The 15,147-nt window shown below is 69.9% G+C and carries 12 protein-coding genes; 3 read left to right on the top strand and 9 right to left on the bottom strand.

Annotated elements, in window-relative coordinates; translation table 11 throughout:
* Window positions 1-53: 53 nt before the first annotated feature.
* From ACGFIS_RS29635 to ACGFIS_RS29660, 6 genes are all read right to left on the bottom strand, one after another.
* Window positions 54-833: a class I SAM-dependent methyltransferase gene (locus tag ACGFIS_RS29635; RefSeq protein WP_392906490.1), complete on the bottom strand. Its 780-nt coding sequence runs from the start codon at window positions 831-833 to the stop codon at window positions 54-56.
* 94 nt (window positions 834-927) lie between these two features.
* Window positions 928-4,308, bottom strand: coding sequence for an ATP-dependent helicase (locus ACGFIS_RS29640; protein ID WP_392906491.1), 3,381 nt, complete (start codon window positions 4,306-4,308; stop codon window positions 928-930).
* Between the two features lie 29 nt (window positions 4,309-4,337).
* Complete coding sequence (locus ACGFIS_RS29645) at window positions 4,338-7,613, bottom strand: ATP-dependent helicase (RefSeq protein WP_392906493.1); 3,276 nt, start codon at window positions 7,611-7,613, stop codon at window positions 4,338-4,340.
* An 83-nt stretch (window positions 7,614-7,696) separates the two neighbouring features.
* Window positions 7,697-8,005 (bottom strand): MGMT family protein, encoded by a 309-nt coding sequence (locus ACGFIS_RS29650; RefSeq protein ID WP_392906494.1) that lies wholly within the window; start codon window positions 8,003-8,005, stop codon window positions 7,697-7,699.
* A 35-nt stretch (window positions 8,006-8,040) separates the two neighbouring features.
* Window positions 8,041-9,501, bottom strand: coding sequence for a S8 family serine peptidase (locus ACGFIS_RS29655; RefSeq protein ID WP_392906496.1), 1,461 nt, complete (start codon window positions 9,499-9,501; stop codon window positions 8,041-8,043).
* A gap of 10 nt (window positions 9,502-9,511) precedes the next feature.
* Window positions 9,512-10,333: a hypothetical protein gene (locus ACGFIS_RS29660; protein ID WP_392906497.1), complete on the bottom strand. Its 822-nt coding sequence runs from the start codon at window positions 10,331-10,333 to the stop codon at window positions 9,512-9,514.
* 233 nt (window positions 10,334-10,566) lie between these two features.
* On the opposite strand from ACGFIS_RS29660, the gene moeZ reads away from it, so the two are divergent.
* The gene (gene moeZ, locus ACGFIS_RS29665; RefSeq protein ID WP_392906498.1) at window positions 10,567-11,748 is read left to right on the top strand and encodes an adenylyltransferase/sulfurtransferase MoeZ; all 1,182 of its coding nucleotides are present in this window, start codon (window positions 10,567-10,569) and stop codon (window positions 11,746-11,748) included.
* A 56-nt stretch (window positions 11,749-11,804) separates the two neighbouring features.
* On the opposite strand, the gene ACGFIS_RS29670 is transcribed toward moeZ, so the two are convergent.
* A complete protein-coding gene (locus ACGFIS_RS29670) occupies window positions 11,805-12,095 on the bottom strand; it encodes a hypothetical protein (protein WP_392906499.1) in 291 nt (96 codons plus the stop codon).
* Window positions 12,096-12,292: 197 nt separating this feature from the next.
* Here ACGFIS_RS29670 and ACGFIS_RS29675 point away from each other — a divergent pair, with 197 nt between their 5' ends.
* Both ACGFIS_RS29675 and ACGFIS_RS29680 read left to right on the top strand, forming a co-directional pair.
* On the top strand, window positions 12,293-13,150 hold the full coding sequence (locus tag ACGFIS_RS29675) for a helix-turn-helix domain-containing protein (protein WP_392906501.1): 858 nt from the start codon (window positions 12,293-12,295) through the stop codon (window positions 13,148-13,150).
* Window positions 13,147-13,395, top strand: a complete 249-nt coding sequence (locus ACGFIS_RS29680; protein WP_392906502.1) for a DUF397 domain-containing protein — start codon at window positions 13,147-13,149, stop codon at window positions 13,393-13,395. Before ACGFIS_RS29675 ends, ACGFIS_RS29680 begins: the two co-directional genes overlap by 4 nt.
* Window positions 13,396-13,915: 520 nt before the next feature.
* On the opposite strand, the gene ACGFIS_RS29685 is transcribed toward ACGFIS_RS29680, so the two are convergent.
* Both ACGFIS_RS29685 and ACGFIS_RS29690 read right to left on the bottom strand, forming a co-directional pair.
* A complete protein-coding gene (locus ACGFIS_RS29685; protein ID WP_392906504.1) occupies window positions 13,916-14,317 on the bottom strand; it encodes a hypothetical protein in 402 nt (133 codons plus the stop codon).
* Between the two features lie 2 nt (window positions 14,318-14,319).
* Window positions 14,320-15,060, bottom strand: a complete 741-nt coding sequence (locus tag ACGFIS_RS29690; protein ID WP_392906505.1) for a polymorphic toxin-type HINT domain-containing protein — start codon at window positions 15,058-15,060, stop codon at window positions 14,320-14,322.
* Window positions 15,061-15,147 lie beyond the last annotated feature (87 nt).

Genomic DNA, 15,147 nt, shown 5'->3' on the forward strand with positions numbered 1-15,147 from the left:
TTCGATAATCTAGAACATGCGAGCGACTCGCGTCGAACGTCTGGTCGAAACCGTTATCCGACGATCGCCTGCTGGAAGAGGTAGGTGTGCGTGAAGTGCAGGACGCCGTCGGTCTCGCTCGGACGCATTCCCGTCGCGGGGCCGCCGTCCAGTTCGTCCTGCAGTTCCCGCCTGATCTGCGCGGCGACGTCGTCGGGGGTCTCGGAGAACTCGAGCCAGGGGTCGAGCGGGCGGGTGTACTCGAACCGGTCGGCGCGCTTCACCTCCGCGCCGGAGGACGTGACGAGTTCCGTGATCTGCGATTCGGTGAGCGCGGTGCCGTGTGAGGGGTCGCGGAGGCGTTCGATGCGGTCGGGGTCGCCGTCGAGTCCGTCCGGGCGGACGAGGTCGGCGATGATCAGCGCGGCGCCGGGGCGGCTGACCCGGGCCATCTCCTTCACGACGGCCTCCGGGTCGGCGACCTGGTGCAGGGAGAAGCGGGTGACGACGAGCGTGAACGACCGGTCGAGGTAGGGCAGGGCGGTGGCGTCGCCGTGCGTGAAGGTGACGTTCATGAGCCCGGCGTGGTCGGCGTCGCGTTTGCCTTCGGTGAGCATCGCCGGTGTGAGGTCGAGGGCCGTCACATGGCGGACGCGGCGGGCGATCGCGCGGGACACGAGCGCGGTGCCGGCCGCGACTTCGAGGACGACGTCCTCAAGGTCGAGTTCGGGCTCCATGAAGTGGACGAGCCGGTCCAAATGACGGGTGAACGCGGCGTTCCGCGCCGGGTCGGCGAACCCGGCCGCCTGCTTGGAGAACTCCCGTACGACCTTCTCGTCATGAGTAACCGTCACGCCGCCTCCCTCGAATTGATGCCCGGATCATCCCCGAAAGCACGCACGGTGAACAGAGGGAGGTGAGACTCATCACTCCACATTCTTGGACAGATCAGGCGGCGGGTACGCCGTCCAGGAGCGCGGCGAGGCCGTCCGCGTCGAGCAGGTCGGCCGGACGGACGGTGACGTTCGCGCTGACGTAGTGGAACGCCGCGCTGACCTCCCCGACGTCCACGCCGGCCAGCTCCGCCCATGCCAGCCGGTACGCGGCGAGCTGCACCGACACGAAGCGGGCCTCGTCACCGGACGGGGGCGAGCCGGTCTTCCAGTCGACGACCTCGTACACGCCGTCCGCGGAGCGGAACACGGCGTCCATGCGGCCCCGGATCAGGCGGTCGCCGATGATGGTCTCGAACGGGACCTCGATGTCGAGCGGCTCGCGCGACGCCCACTCCGACTGCTCGAAGCGGGAGCGCAGCCGCTCCAGATGCGTGTCGTCGGCGGCGCCCTCGTCGGCGGCGCCGGGCAGCTCGTCGGGGTCGAGGAGGCGCTGCTGCCCCCAGCGGCTCTCCAGCCAGGCGTGGAACGCGGTGCCGCGCCGCGCGTACGGGGCGGGCTGCCGCGGCATCGGGCGGCGGATCTGCCGGGCGAGGGCCGCCGGGTCGCGGGCGAGCGACACCAGCGACGACACCGACAGGTGCGCGGGCAGGTCGACGAGCAGGCCGTCGCCGCCGCGTCCGCGGTCGCGTTCGGCGAGCAGCAGCTCGACGTCGCGCGCCCACGCGGACATGCGGGCGCGGTCGGCGTCGGCCAGGCCGGAGTCGCCGGCCCAGTGCCGCGTCCGCCCGGCCATCTCGTCCTCGACCATGCGGGCGGCCTCGACGACCGCCTCGTACCGTTCGCGGGCGGAGATGTCGGAGTGGCCGCGCCCGCCCGGCGCCACCGGCCACTGCGCCTCGTCGGGGTCGGTGAGCAGCGGGTTGGCGGCGCCCTCCTCCGGCGGGTCGGCCCATGTCACCACGGATCCGGCGCCGGCCAGGCAGACCGCCCGTACCTCGTCGAGGAACGGGGACGGGCCGAGCGGGCGGCCGGACGACCCCCACCGGTAGCCGGTGGTGATCAGGAGGCTGGACGCGCGGGTGACCGCGACATAGGCCAGCCGCCTCTCCTCCCGCAGGTCGCGTTCGAGGCACGCCTGGTCGAACGCGGCGAGGTCGTCCTTGTCCAGGCCGGTCAGCGGGGGCAGGTCGGCGCGGTCGCCGCGCAGCATGAACGGCAGGACGCGCGGGTTCGCGGTCCAGCGGGTGGCGTTCTGCGGCGGCGACGGGAAGATCGAGCCCTTGGCGGGGGCGCCGTTCTTCTGCGGGACGTACGACAGGCCGGGCACGACGACCACCGGCCATTCGAGCCCCTTCGACGCGTGGACGGTGAGGAGCTTGACGCTGTCGGTCTCCCCGACCCGGCCCGCCTCCAGCCCGAACTCCTCCGTCTCGGCGGCCTTCAGGTAGGCGAGGAACGCGCCGAGCGTCGGGTCCTCGGCGTCGCCGGCGAACGTGGCGGCGGCGTCGATGAACGCGTCCAGGTCGGCGCGGGCGGTGACGGGGTCGAGCCCGGAACGCGCGGCGACCTCGATGTCGAGCCCGAGGGCGCGTTCCACCTCGTTGACGAGGTCGGGCAGCGGCAGCCCGACCTGGCCGCGCAGCATGCGCAGCTCGTCGCGGAGCCGGCGCAGCCGCCCGTGGCCCTCCGGGGAGTAGAGCTCCGGCGGGCCGAGGTCGTCGAGCGCGTCGACGAGGCTGCCGGTCTCCTGGTTCAGCTCGCTGACGAGCTGGCGCAGCGGGTCTTCGCCGTCCTCCGGCGGTGCGGGCTCGGGTCCCTCCGGCTCGTCCTCCTGTGTCTCCGGTGTCTCCGGTGTCTCCGGCGGTGTGATGTCCCGTGCCGCCTCCTGGGCGAGGGTTCGGGCGCGCCGGCCGAGGGCGACGAGGTCGCGCGGGCCCAGGCGCCAGCGCGGGCCGGTGAGGAGCCGGGCCAGGGACGCGCCCGCCGTCGGGTCGTGCATGGCGCGGAGCGTGGCGACGACGTCCTGTACCTCGGGGACGGTGAGGAGCCCGCCGAGGCCGACCACCTCGACCGGGATGCCGCGCGCCTCCAGGGCCCGCCGGATGAGCGGGAACTGCGACCGTTTCCGGGCGAGGACGGCGACGTCGGAGTACCGGAGCGGCTCCGCCTGCGGGCCGCCGTCGGGTGCCGTCTCCGGGTCGGCTGCCATGAGCCCCGCGATGCGGGCGGCGATGCGGTCGGCCTCGTCCTCGACGGTGGGGAACAGCGCGCACTCGACACGCCCGCGGTTCTCGCGCCCCGCGCCGGGGACGAGCCGGGGCACTGCCTTCGTGTCGGCCCGCAGCTCCTCCTGGACCTTGGCCGCCGCCTCCAGGATCTGCTCGCCGTTGCGGAACGACCGGCTCAGCTGGACGACGGGCGCCGGAACCGGACGCCCGCCGGCCACGCCCGGCTGCGACGGGAAGTCGTACGCGAACCGCAGCAGGTTCCCGGCGCTGGCGCCGCGCCAGCCGTAGATCGACTGGCACGGGTCGCCCACCGCCGTCACCGGGTGCCCGCCGGCGAACAGCGACGTGAGCAGGACGAGCTGCGCCTGGCTCGTGTCCTGGTACTCGTCGAGCAGGACGACGGAGAACCGCGACCGTTCGATCATCCCGACCTCGGGATGCTTGTGGGCGATCCGCGCGGCGAGGGCCATCTGGTCGCCGTGGTCGATGACCTCCCGGCCGGCCTTGGCCCGCCCGTACGCCTCGATGAGCGGCATCATCTGCTCGCGGACGGCGTGCTTGGCGAGGATGTCGCGCTGGGCCTTGAGCGGTTTCCGCACCGCGGCGAAGCGTTCGTCCAGCCATGTCCCGACCCTGCGGACGTCCTCGGCCGTCCGCAGATGCTCCGAGAGGTCTCCGGCCAGCTCCATGACGGCCTTGGTGACGGTGTCGGGCTGCCATTCGATGCGGTCCATCGGGCCGTTGTAGGCGTCGACGACCCGTGAGCAGATCTGCCAGGCCACCGCCGGTGAGATCAGCCGCATCGTCGGTTCGAGGGCCTCGCGCAGCGCGTGGTCGCCGAACAGCCGCGCGGCGTACGCGTGGTACGTCGACACCATCGGCTCGCCGTCGAACAGGGACTCGCCGCCGAGCCGCTCCAGCTCGTCGCCCGGCAAAACCTCGCGCAGCTTGTCGAGCCGTTTGCGCACGCGCACGCCCAGCTCCGCGGCGGCCTTACGGGTGAAGGTGAGGCCGAGGACGCGTTCCGGCCGGACGAAGCCGTTCGCGACCAGCCACACCACCCGTGCGGCCATCGTCTCGCTCTTACCGGACCCGGCGCCCGCGATCACCGCCATCGGCGCCATCGGCGCCTCGATCACCCGGGCCTGCTCCTCGGTCGGCTCCGGGATCTCCAGCAGCCGGGCCAGCTCTCCCGGCGTGATCACCCCACTCCCCCCGAGCCAGTCCCCGACAGCTAATCCGCTACTTGGCCGCCCTCGTCATGAACAGGGCAGCAAGAGCGTACGGGACAGGTGCGACACTTGTCGTTCGCCCGCGCCTGGAAGACATCGCTGGCCATGCCGGTCGCGACGACCTCGATGAGCTTCTTCGGCCACTCGGGGTCCTCGTCGTCGGCGGGCGGCGGCTGCTCCTGCTCGCGCGCCTTGGCGGTGAACGCCGCCTTGCCGACCTGGACGAGCTTCGCACCGCCGGGCTCGATCAGCCCGTGCCGCTCGAACGCGCCCAGCATCACCGCGTACTGGTAGACGCCGAGCTGCGGGTGGCGGGCCAGGTCGTCCTTGGGGACGGCGGTGGAGGACGTCTTGACGTCGATGATGACCGCGCGGCCCTGCTCGTCGCGTTCGGCGCGGTCGATGCGGCCCTTGATGACGACGCGGCCCAGGTCGACCTTGAACGACTCCTCCAGCGCGACGACCTCGTTGGGGTTGTCGTGGTGCCAGGTGAGGAACTTGTCGACCATCCGCGTGGCCTGCTCGCGCTGCTTCTCCGAGTACCACGAGCTGCGAAACTCCAGATCGTTCCAGATCTCGTCGAGCCGCTCGGCGACGTGGACCTCGCTGATGCCGTCGTCCGCGCCGGCCATCTCGGCGACCGCGTGGATGACCTTGCCCATCGTGCTGTACTCGTTGGGCCCGCCGTCCTGCGCGCCGACCGCGGAGGCGAGCAGCCAGCGCAGCCCGCACGTGGTGAACGCCTCGACCTGGGACGGCGAGATGGTGATCTGCTCGTCCTCGTCGAACGCGGGCCCCGGATCGGACAACGCGGTGATGGCGTACCAGTTCTCCGGTTTCGCGCCCCGCACGCCCGCGCGGGCGAGGCGCGCCAGGTGCCCGGCGGCGGCGCGTCTCAGCGGCTCCGGGCGGGACGGGTCGGCGACGGCGGACCGCAGGTCCGCGACCAGCGCGGACAGCGAAAGCCACCGGGTCTTCTCGTCGAGCTGCGACTGCTCGATCGCGCCTGGGAGCAGTTCGTTGAGGAACCGGGACGGCCGCTCCTCGGTGTCGTCGCCGCCGACCGCCGTGACGACCAGCCGTCTCCGGGCGCGGGTGACGGCCACGTAGAACAGGCGGCGTTCCTCGTCCAGCATCTTCGCCGCCATGGACGCACCGGCCGCGGCCTCGCCGTCCGGCTCGGACCCGGCGGCGTGCTCGACCATCTCCTCGACGCCCAGCAGCGACCCGCGCAGCCGCACGTCGGGCCAGACGCCCTCCTGGACGCCGGCGACGACGACCACGTCCCATTCCAGGCCCTTCGAGCGGTGCGCGGTGAGGATCCGGACGGCCTCGCCCTGGGGCGCCTGCTCGGCGAGCGTGTCACCGGCGATCTCCTGGGACGCGATGTTGTCGACGAACAGTTCGGGCCCCGCCTGGGGCAGCCGGTCGACGAACCGTGCGGCATGGTCGAACAGCGCCACGACGGCGTCGAGGTCGCGGTCGGCCGCCGCGCCGCGCGTCCCGCCCTTGACGCTCTGCCCGAGCAGCACGTCGGCCTGGCCGCTCTCCTGCCACACGGCCCACAGCACGTCCTCGGCGGTGCCGCCTTCGTGGACGCTGCGCCGCGCCACATCGATGAGGTGCGCGATCCGTTCGGCCGGGGCGCGGACCTTCTCGTGGACGAGTATCAGCTCACGCGGGTCGTCGACCGCCGCGATCAGCAGCTCACCGAGCGGACGCTGACCGCCCGACAGCTCCTCCAGGTCGCGCAGGGCGCGCTTCAGGCGGCGCATGGCGAGGGCGTCGGCTCCGCCCAGCGGGCCCGTCAGGAGGTCTTCCGCGACGACCTCGTCCAGATATCCCTTCTTCAGCGCCGCGCGCAGCAGGATCAGGAACGGCCGGACGGCGGGTTCGCTGATCAGGGGGACCTCGTCGCCCGCGACGACCACCGGCACACCGGCCTGGGCGAGCGCACGCCGCAGCACCGGGACCTGCCGCACGGCGCTGCGCACCAGGACCGCCATCCGCGACCACGGGACGCCGTCCAGCAGGTGGGCGCGGCGCAGTTCGTCCGCGACCAGGGCCGACTCCTGGCTTTCGGAGTCGGCGATCACGGCGCGTACTTCATCGGGGGGTCCAGGGGGGTCGCCCCCCCTGAAAGACGCAGCGCGTACTTCATCGGGGGGTCCAGGGGGGTCGCCCCCCCTGAACGACGCAGCGCGTACTTCGCCGTCGTCCAGTTCCTCTACGGGATGCAGCGCGCGGTGTTCGGCGGCGCCGGCGGTGCCCGCGGGGAGGCGGCGTGCGATGCGGCGGGACGCGGTGAGGATCTCGGGGCCCATCCGGCGGCACGTCCGCAGCGCCACGACGGGCGCGGGGTCGCCGTCCAGCGTGGGGAAGCGGTTGGGGAACTCCTGGATGCCGCGCACGTCTGCGCCCCGGAACCCGTAGATGGACTGGTCGGGGTCGCCGACGACGACGAGGTCGCGGCCGTCTCCGGCGAGGTAGTGCAGGAGGGCTTCCTGCGCGGGGTCGGTGTCCTGGTACTCGTCGACGAACACGACGTCGTAGGCGTCCTGCTCCCGGATCCGGACTTCCTCGTCCGCGAGCATGCCGGCGGCCATGTGGATCAGCTCGCCGTAGTCGTAGGTGGGGACGGGGTCCAGCGCGAACCGGTCGGCGTACCGGTCCATGAACGCGCCGATGGCGGGCCAGTCGTCGCGTCCGCGCATGCGTCCGAGCGCGATGAGGTCTTCGGCGATGTACTGCCGCTCGACGGCCCGCAAGGTGAAGTCGCGCAGTTCCTCGGCGAACCCGCGCGTCGCCAGCGCGGCCCGCAGCCGGTCCGGCCAGTCGCGCGCCCCGTCCGCCAGCTCCCCCTCCAGCAGGCGCCGCACTTCCAGGAGCTGCTCCGGCCCGGACAGCAGCCGCGGGGCCGGCTCTTCGTTCACCACGGCGTCGCGCCTGAGCAGCGCGTAGGCGTAGCTGTGGAAGGTGAGGGCCAGCGGCGTCCGCGTCGTGCGGTGCAGCCGCCCCGTGATCCGCTCCCGCAGCTCCCCCGCCGCCTTACGGCTGAACGTCAGGACGAGCACGCGCTCCGGGTCGGCGCCGCGGTTCTCGATGCGGTCGACGACCGCCTCGACGATCGTCGTGGTCTTCCCGGTGCCGGGACCGGCCAGCACCAGCATCGGCCCGCCGGCATGCTCCACCACCCGCCGCTGCTGCTCGTCGAGCACGGGCGGGACGGCCCGCGCGGGGCCCGCGCGGCGCACGAGACGGTAGGAGGCAGACGGCACAACAGTTCATTGGAACAGATCACCGTGACTGTTCTGGCCAGAACACACGCATGTGGCGAAGCTGGCCGGGCCCGCTGGCCGCGTCAGGACGGCCCCGGCCAGCGGGCTTGGGTCATGTCGACACGGCGGCCGTCGGGGCGCAGGGGCGTTCCCTCTGCGCGGTAGTGCTCGTGGGCGCGTCCCTCATGGCATTGCGGCGGACTCCCGTCCGCCCGGATGACCCGCCACCACGGGACCCCGCCCCCGTACAGGGACATCACCCGCCCGACCTGCCGGGGCCCGCCCCGCCCGACCAGCTCGGCGACATCGCCATAGGACAGGACGCGGCCCGGCGGGATCAGCTCGACCGCGTCCAGGACCGCCTCGGCGTACTCGTCAGGATCTCCATGCACCCGCCAATTCTGCCCCTCGCGCTCCGGTAGGCCGATCACGCGTGCTGTGGAGGACCGCCCGCCGGGCCGGGTGGCCTGGGCGGCGGCGGCCCCGGCGGGTTGAACTGCGGACGGCCCTGCGGCCGCTGCTGCCCGGAAGGCGGGCGCTGCTGCTGCCCGAAAGGCGGGCCGTACGGGTCACCGCGCGCCGGGAGGGGCCGCGGGCCTCCGCGCGGCGGGCCCCCCATGGGCCACGGGCCCCCAGCCGGGACGGGCTGCGGGCCCGCCGGAGGGCCTACCGCCGTCCGGGGGTGGCGGCGCCGGAACGTCACCGAGATCGCGACCGCGGCGATCGTCCCGCCGATCCCGGCCACCACGATCCCTATGATCAGCGGGCTGACCCAGGCGGGCCGCTCGATCACCTCGACGGGCCCGGGGGCGTCCTTCCCGAACCGCTGCCCGTCGGGCTTGCTCTTCGCCCCGCCGGCACCGGCGGAGGCCAGCTCCCCCGCCGCCGCCAGGGCACGGGACGCGTGCACCTCGCCGAACCCGACCTCGGCGTTGTAGCCGCCCGACGGGCCGTGCTTCGTGCTCTGGATCAGCGCCTGGGCGATCAGCGCCGGCGTCAGCTTGGGGTACTTCGCACGGATCAGCGCGACGATCCCGGAGACGATCGCGCTGGAGTCGCTGGTGCCGCTGCTCAGGAAGTACTGGCCGCCGGGCCCGGCGACCGGCAGGCCCTTCCCCGGCGCGGACAGCAGCACCGAGAAGTTGCGGTTGGAGAACGGCGCGCGGGAGTGGTCCCCCTCGGTCGCGGCGACCGCGATGACTCCCGGGTAGGACGCCGGGTAGGAGTACGGCGCGAACCCGTCGCCGTCGAGGGCGCGCTCCTCGTCGCCCTCGTTGCCGACCGCGGAGACCACCACGATGCCCTTGCCCATGGCGTAGCCGATGGCGGCGCGCTCCTCGCCGACCTCGTTGTCCTTGCCGAGCGAGAGGTTGATCACGTCGGCGCCGTGGTCGGCGGCGTAGCGGATGCCGCGGGCCACCGAGTCGTCGGCGCCGTCGGACGTCCGGTAGCGGAGGAAATTCGGGTCCTCCGGCTCGCTGATCACCCGGACGGACAGGACGCGGGCCTCCGGCGCCATGCCGATGACCCCGTCGCGGCGGCCGGGGCCGTGGCCGTGCCCGGCGATCAGCGACGCCATCGCGGTGCCGTGCTCCCGCGTCGGGGTCGTCCCGCCGTCGATCTCTTCGAGCATGTTGGGGCCGGTGGTGACCGACCCGGCCAGGTCGGCATGGCCGGCGTTGACGCCGGAGTCGACGACGGCGACCGTCACGCCCTTACCCTTGGTGATCTTCCACGCGGCGTCCATGCCGAGGGTCTCGAAGAAGGGCCGCTGCCGGTCGCGGACCAGGTCGGCGTGCGCGGGGACGGGCATGAGCCACGTCCCGCCCAGCGCCACCGCGAAGACGGCGGCCACGGCGCGCCGGGGCCTCGGCACTCGGGTCAGCATCACCCTCCTGTCAGCACTCCCACTCGGGTTTGGAGCAGTCGGGCAGGGCCTTGGCGGCCAACGCCCGTGTGACCACATGGGCGATCTGCGGCGCCAGGAGGAACGGCTCACCCGGCCGCTCCTTCTTCACCGCGGCCGCGGGACGGCCGTCGGTCTGGCCCGACGTCGTCAGCACGACGTACGGCCCGCCGCGGTCGATGGTCCGGTCTTGCCGGGCCTCGTCGGTGAACCGGGCGGACGCCGTCCCCGGGAACGGCGCCGCGTGCAGCGCGGGACGCACCGAGCCGGAACCGTCCGGGCCCTTCGAGCCGGGCAGTTCCTTGTACGCCTTGTCGGCCTTCCACGGATCAGGGAACGCCACCACGCCGATCGTGACGACGACGCCCAAAAGCTGGTCGACGTAGGTGGCGCGCAGAACGGCCTTGCAGCCGTGCCTGCGGATGGTCTTCGCGATCTGGGCGTCCACGGCCTGCGCACACCCGGTGTCCGGGACGATGCCCGTCCGGGCCGCGTACTCGCTGTGCCCCGTCTGCGGCCTGTAGGGGAGCCGCTCGGGGAAGATGCGCTGCGCGGGCCACGCCTGCCAGCGGCGCGCCACCTCCTTGTTCGCGGCCAACTGCAGTTCCGCGTTGGTGGGCTCGCGGTTGAGGGTCGCCCAGGCGCCGGTGAAGGAGATCCCGGTGGTGACCAGGTAGCAGCATCCGACGACGAGGGCCACGACCATCCACTGCCGTCCGCGCAGGCCGAGCACCGTCACGGGCCGGCCGGGCGGAGGACCCGGGGGACCCGCGTACGGGCCCGCGCGATGACCGTACGGCGGCCCGCCGGGCATGCCGGGAGGGTACGGGGGCCGCGGCGGGGGCGGCTGCTGGGAGGGGGGCAGGAATGCCACAACAGTCAAGATTAACTGTGCTTCGCGACATTCCGCCCTGACATTCGGGTGAGGGGCCCGTCCGGGGCGTCCGCCGCCCGGGAATGCGGCGGCACATGGCAAGGTTGTGCGGGGTGAGGACGATGACGTCCCGCCCCCTAACACAGCCGAGCGTCAGCACAGGAGCACCCACCGTGTCGTTGCCACCTCTGGTCGAGCCCGCAGCGGAGCTCACCCGCGACGAGGTCAACCGCTACTCGCGACACCTGATCATCCCCGACGTGGGCATGTCCGGGCAGAAGCGACTGAAGAACTCCAAGGTCCTGATCGTGGGCGCCGGCGGCCTCGGCTCCCCCGCGCTGCTCTATCTCGCCGCCGCCGGGGTGGGCACCCTCGGCGTCATCGACTTCGACGTCGTGGACGAGTCCAACCTGCAGCGGCAGATCATCCACAAGCAGTCGTCCCTCGGCAAGCCGAAGGTCGAGTCCGCCGCCGAAGCCGTCCGTGAGATCAACCCGCTGATCAACGTGGTGCCGCACAACACCGCGCTCGATCGCGACAACATCATGGACATCTTCGCCGACTACGACCTGATCCTCGACGGCACCGACAACTTCGCGACCCGCTACATGGTGAACGACGCGGCCGTCCTGCTCGGCAAGCCGTACGTGTGGGGCTCGATCTACCGCTTCGACGGCCAGGCTTCCGTCTTCTGGGCCGAGCACGGCCCCTGCTACCGCTGCCTCTACCCCGAGCCCCCGCCGCCCGGCATGGTCCCGTCCTGCGCGGAGGGCGGCGTCCTCGGCGTGCTGTGCTCCTCGATCGGCTCCATCCAGGTGAACGAGGGCATCAAGCTCCTCACCGGCATCGGCGAGCCCCTCGTCGGCCGCCTGATGATCTACGACGCGCTGGAGATGACGTACCGGTCGGTCAAGGTTCGCAAGGACCCCGAGTGCCCGCTGTGCGGCAAGAACCCGACGCAGACCGACCTCCTTGAGGACTACGAGGCGTTCTGCGGCGCGGTCTCCGAAGAGGCCACCGAGGCCGTGAAGGACGCCACGATCACCGTCCTCGACCTCAAGGCCATGCAGGACAACGGCGACGACATCTTCCTGGTGGACGTCCGCGAGCCCAACGAGTACGAGATCGTCTCGATCCCGGGCGCGACGCTGATCCCGAAGGGCGAGTTCCTCAACGGCTCCGCCCTCGAACGACTGCCCCAGGACAAGAAGATCGTCCTGCACTGCAAGTCGGGCGTCCGCTCCGCCGAGGCCCTCGCCGTGGTCAAGAACGCCGGCTTCGCCGACGCCGTCCACGTGGGCGGCGGCGTCCTGGCCTGGGTCAACCAGATCGACCCCAGCCAGCCGTCCTACTGAGGCACCCAAAGGCCCCCGGACTCTTCGAGAGTTCCGGGGGCCTCGCTATGTCAGGCTCATGGCACCGGCGAGAGCCAGACCAGATCCGAGACCATCCGCCGCGACGCGCTCTCCGGAGTGAGCCACCGCCCGAACCCCCGCCCGCTCAACGGCACCGTGGCAGCCGACCCATCCGGCAGGACGATCCCGTAAGCCACAACCTCCTCCAAGACGGCATCGTCCTCGCCGAGGACCTCCCGCACGAGAGCGAACAGCCTCGGCGCCACACCTCCACCAAGCGCCACGGCCCACTCCGCCACGTCCGCGTGGTAGACAGTCGGTAGTTCGGATTCGTGGACGTCATCCATCCGGGTGCTCCCTTCCGAGCGACCGGGCCGGGACGGACGTAGCCGCCAAGCGTTGATCCGTCCCGGCTCACCCTCATTTGCGGAACTCACTGCATCCATCTGGACACTGTCGGTATAGTCGCATCGCATACAACACAGGGCAAGTTGCTTTGAGTAATTCGCTCCAGGACTTCCGAGCGATCATGGAAGGCTGAAAGATGGCGGCTACATCCAGGCCGGGGACCCTCCGTTCGCAGTGGCTGGGACAGCAACTCCGCGAACTTCGCGACAGCAAGGGAATCCTCCTCAAGGAGGCCGCCGAGTACCTGCAGCGCGACACCGCGACGCTCAGCCGGTACGAGACGGGCTTCTACCCGATCCGACGTCCCGACCTGCTCGCGCTCCTCGACCTGTACGGAGTCTCCAACCCGGCACTTCGCGAGAAGCTGCTCAACCTCAGCAAGGACGTCTGGCAGAAGGGCTGGTGGGACGGGTACGCCGACGACGTCGCAGGTTCCCTGATCGACTACGTCTGGCTGGAGTCCCGCGCCACCCACATCCGGTCATATGCGGCAATGGTCGTGCCCGGCCTCCTTCAGTCTCCTGCGTACGCCGACCGTGTAATCCAGGCAGACGAGTACGAGGCCACGGACGAGCAGATCAAACGTTGGTACGAACTCCGCATGACGCGCCAGCAGGTCTTGCACAAGACTGACCCGCCGCATGTGACCGCCATCCTGGACGAGGCCGTGCTGCGTCGCAGGGTCGGGGCACCGCATGTCACCAAGGATCAACTTCGCCACCTGATCAAGCTCTCGGCGTCGCCGACAGTGGACATCCGAGTGCTCCCACTGGGGGCCGGAAAGCTGGCGAGCGTTTACGGAAGCTTCGAGATCTTCCGGATGCCGAGCCCCTTCCCCGAGGTCGGCTACACAGAGACGCTGGCGGGTGCGATCTACACCGAGGCACCCGACATTTCGCGATTCGTCCATGCCTACGATGGCCACATGGCCATGGCCCTCGGGTCGGCCGAATCCGTTGCGATGATCGCGGCGATAGCGGAGGAGGAGCGTTGAGCACGACAGAACCACGCGACACCCTTAACGCCGAAGAACGCACCCACGTCGCCTGGCACATCAGCAGCTACAGCCCCAACGGCGGCGGCAACTGCGTCGAAGCCGGCCCCCTCACGGACGGCACCGACCGCGTCGCCGTCCGCCACAGCCACCGCCCCGACGCCGAAGTCATCCTCTACACCCGCGCCGAATGGCAAGCCTTCCTCGCCGGCGTCCACAACGGAGAATTCGACTTCTTCACCTGAAATGAAACTTCCAGCGCCGCACTCATCAACCGCGAAGCACACGTTCGACGATATTCGCCTCAAGCGTTACGAGGCCCCGTCACCACGTCCTAATCGTTGTTCTCGTAGCCCCTTTGCAGGGCCTGCGCCATGATCTGCGGGAACGGCTCCTCAGCATCGAAAGCCGCCTGGAACAGCGCCCGAAGCATGTCAATGTGCGCCTGCATGGGGCAACGGGGCGAGCGGATTCGCCGACAACGGCGCCGACCCCGGATCGGACGGATTCACCACCGTCACCGGCCCTCCGAGATCCCGGATGCGGCCCCGCCATCGCCGCATACTCCGACTTCGCCGACTCACCAGACCCTGATTGCCACCCGACCCAGCCCCGGCCGGCCTGAGCACGACCCATCCAGCGTTGCGGTCACGCAACGCTATCTCACCTTGCCTCAAGCACCCGAGCTGAATACTTCAACCACAGGCTCTTTTAATCACCGACGCGGCGCGCGATCAACCTGTGACCAGCAAGATTAGGATGAAATCAGCTCAACATTGCTTCAAAACCCGACTCCTCATCATAAGGAATCCCATCAAAGAATTCAACGAAGGTCGACCAGATCAAATTGACTAGCCCCGAGTCGGGCGATCCAGAAAGGACCAACTCACCTAGCGCATTACTTTGACCGACCGCACCATCGGTTGATTCCCGCGAAACACGCGACAACTCGGAGGCTACGACATCGTCGTACAAGCGAAACGTGACGCGACACGCATCGGACGGCGGATCGACCAAAAAATCGACAGCCACCCAAGAAGGCCCTGAAGCAACTGACGCCTCCATAAGAGAAGGAATCCCTTGCCTGAGATAGGAGGAAAATTCACCTCTGAAATCCTCCGCATGGCTTTGAGTGCACCTACAAAAGAACAGGACCTCATATGCCACGATCAACCTCCCCCGCTTACTACATCGATCGTCAGACCCCGATTTTGACGTAGCCAGTTATCAGCCAACTCCTGCTTTGATCCAGCATAACGAGCTCCGGCGCCACCCCACTTGGTCTCTACATACCCTAGCAGATTACCTTTTTTGTCGTGAACCATCAAGTCCAAAGTTCGAGTGCCGTAGGGAGTTACAAAAGTCAAGGCACCCTTGTTCTCTCCGTCTGTCGTTACAATTCTTCCTTGAGACCTCAAAAACGCTGCTACATCATTACGGAAGCCGTCGCCCGCCTTTTTGTTGAGCAGTACGCCGGCCGGTCCACGCGGATCGACCACTTCACAGCCTGCATTGTGAACCAGAACCGGCACCGCATCAACTTCCACATAGTACGTGTGAAAGTTGGCGATGGTGAGGTTGTGGACGCGTTGGTTGTGGGTGGTCCAGTGTTTCGTGGTGGTGACCTGGACGTAAGCGCCAGCGCTAGTACGGAGCCACATCCCGGGCTTGACGTCTACGGCCTCGACCCACGCGTTGATGTCACCAGCGACCCAGAAAGGGTGGTTATCGGTGGCGATGACCACGCCGCTCTTCGGACGCTTGAGGCTAGGCAGGTTAGTAGCGCCAGACTTGGGCTCGTCACCGGTCACTCGCAATCGGAGCGGCGTGTCGGTGTCGATGGTGATCTGGACGAGATTCTTGTCGCCCTTGCTGGTGATGGTGCCGAGTACAGGTTCGGTTGTAAGCATTCAGCTCGGGTGCTTTGAGGCATGGCGAATTAGCGTTGCGTGACCGCAACGCTGGATGGGGCGTGCTCAGGCCGGGGCCGGGTCGGG

The organism is Spirillospora sp. NPDC048824, from assembly GCF_043198455.1.
In the GTDB taxonomy this organism is placed as follows: domain Bacteria; phylum Actinomycetota; class Actinomycetes; order Streptosporangiales; family Streptosporangiaceae; genus Spirillospora.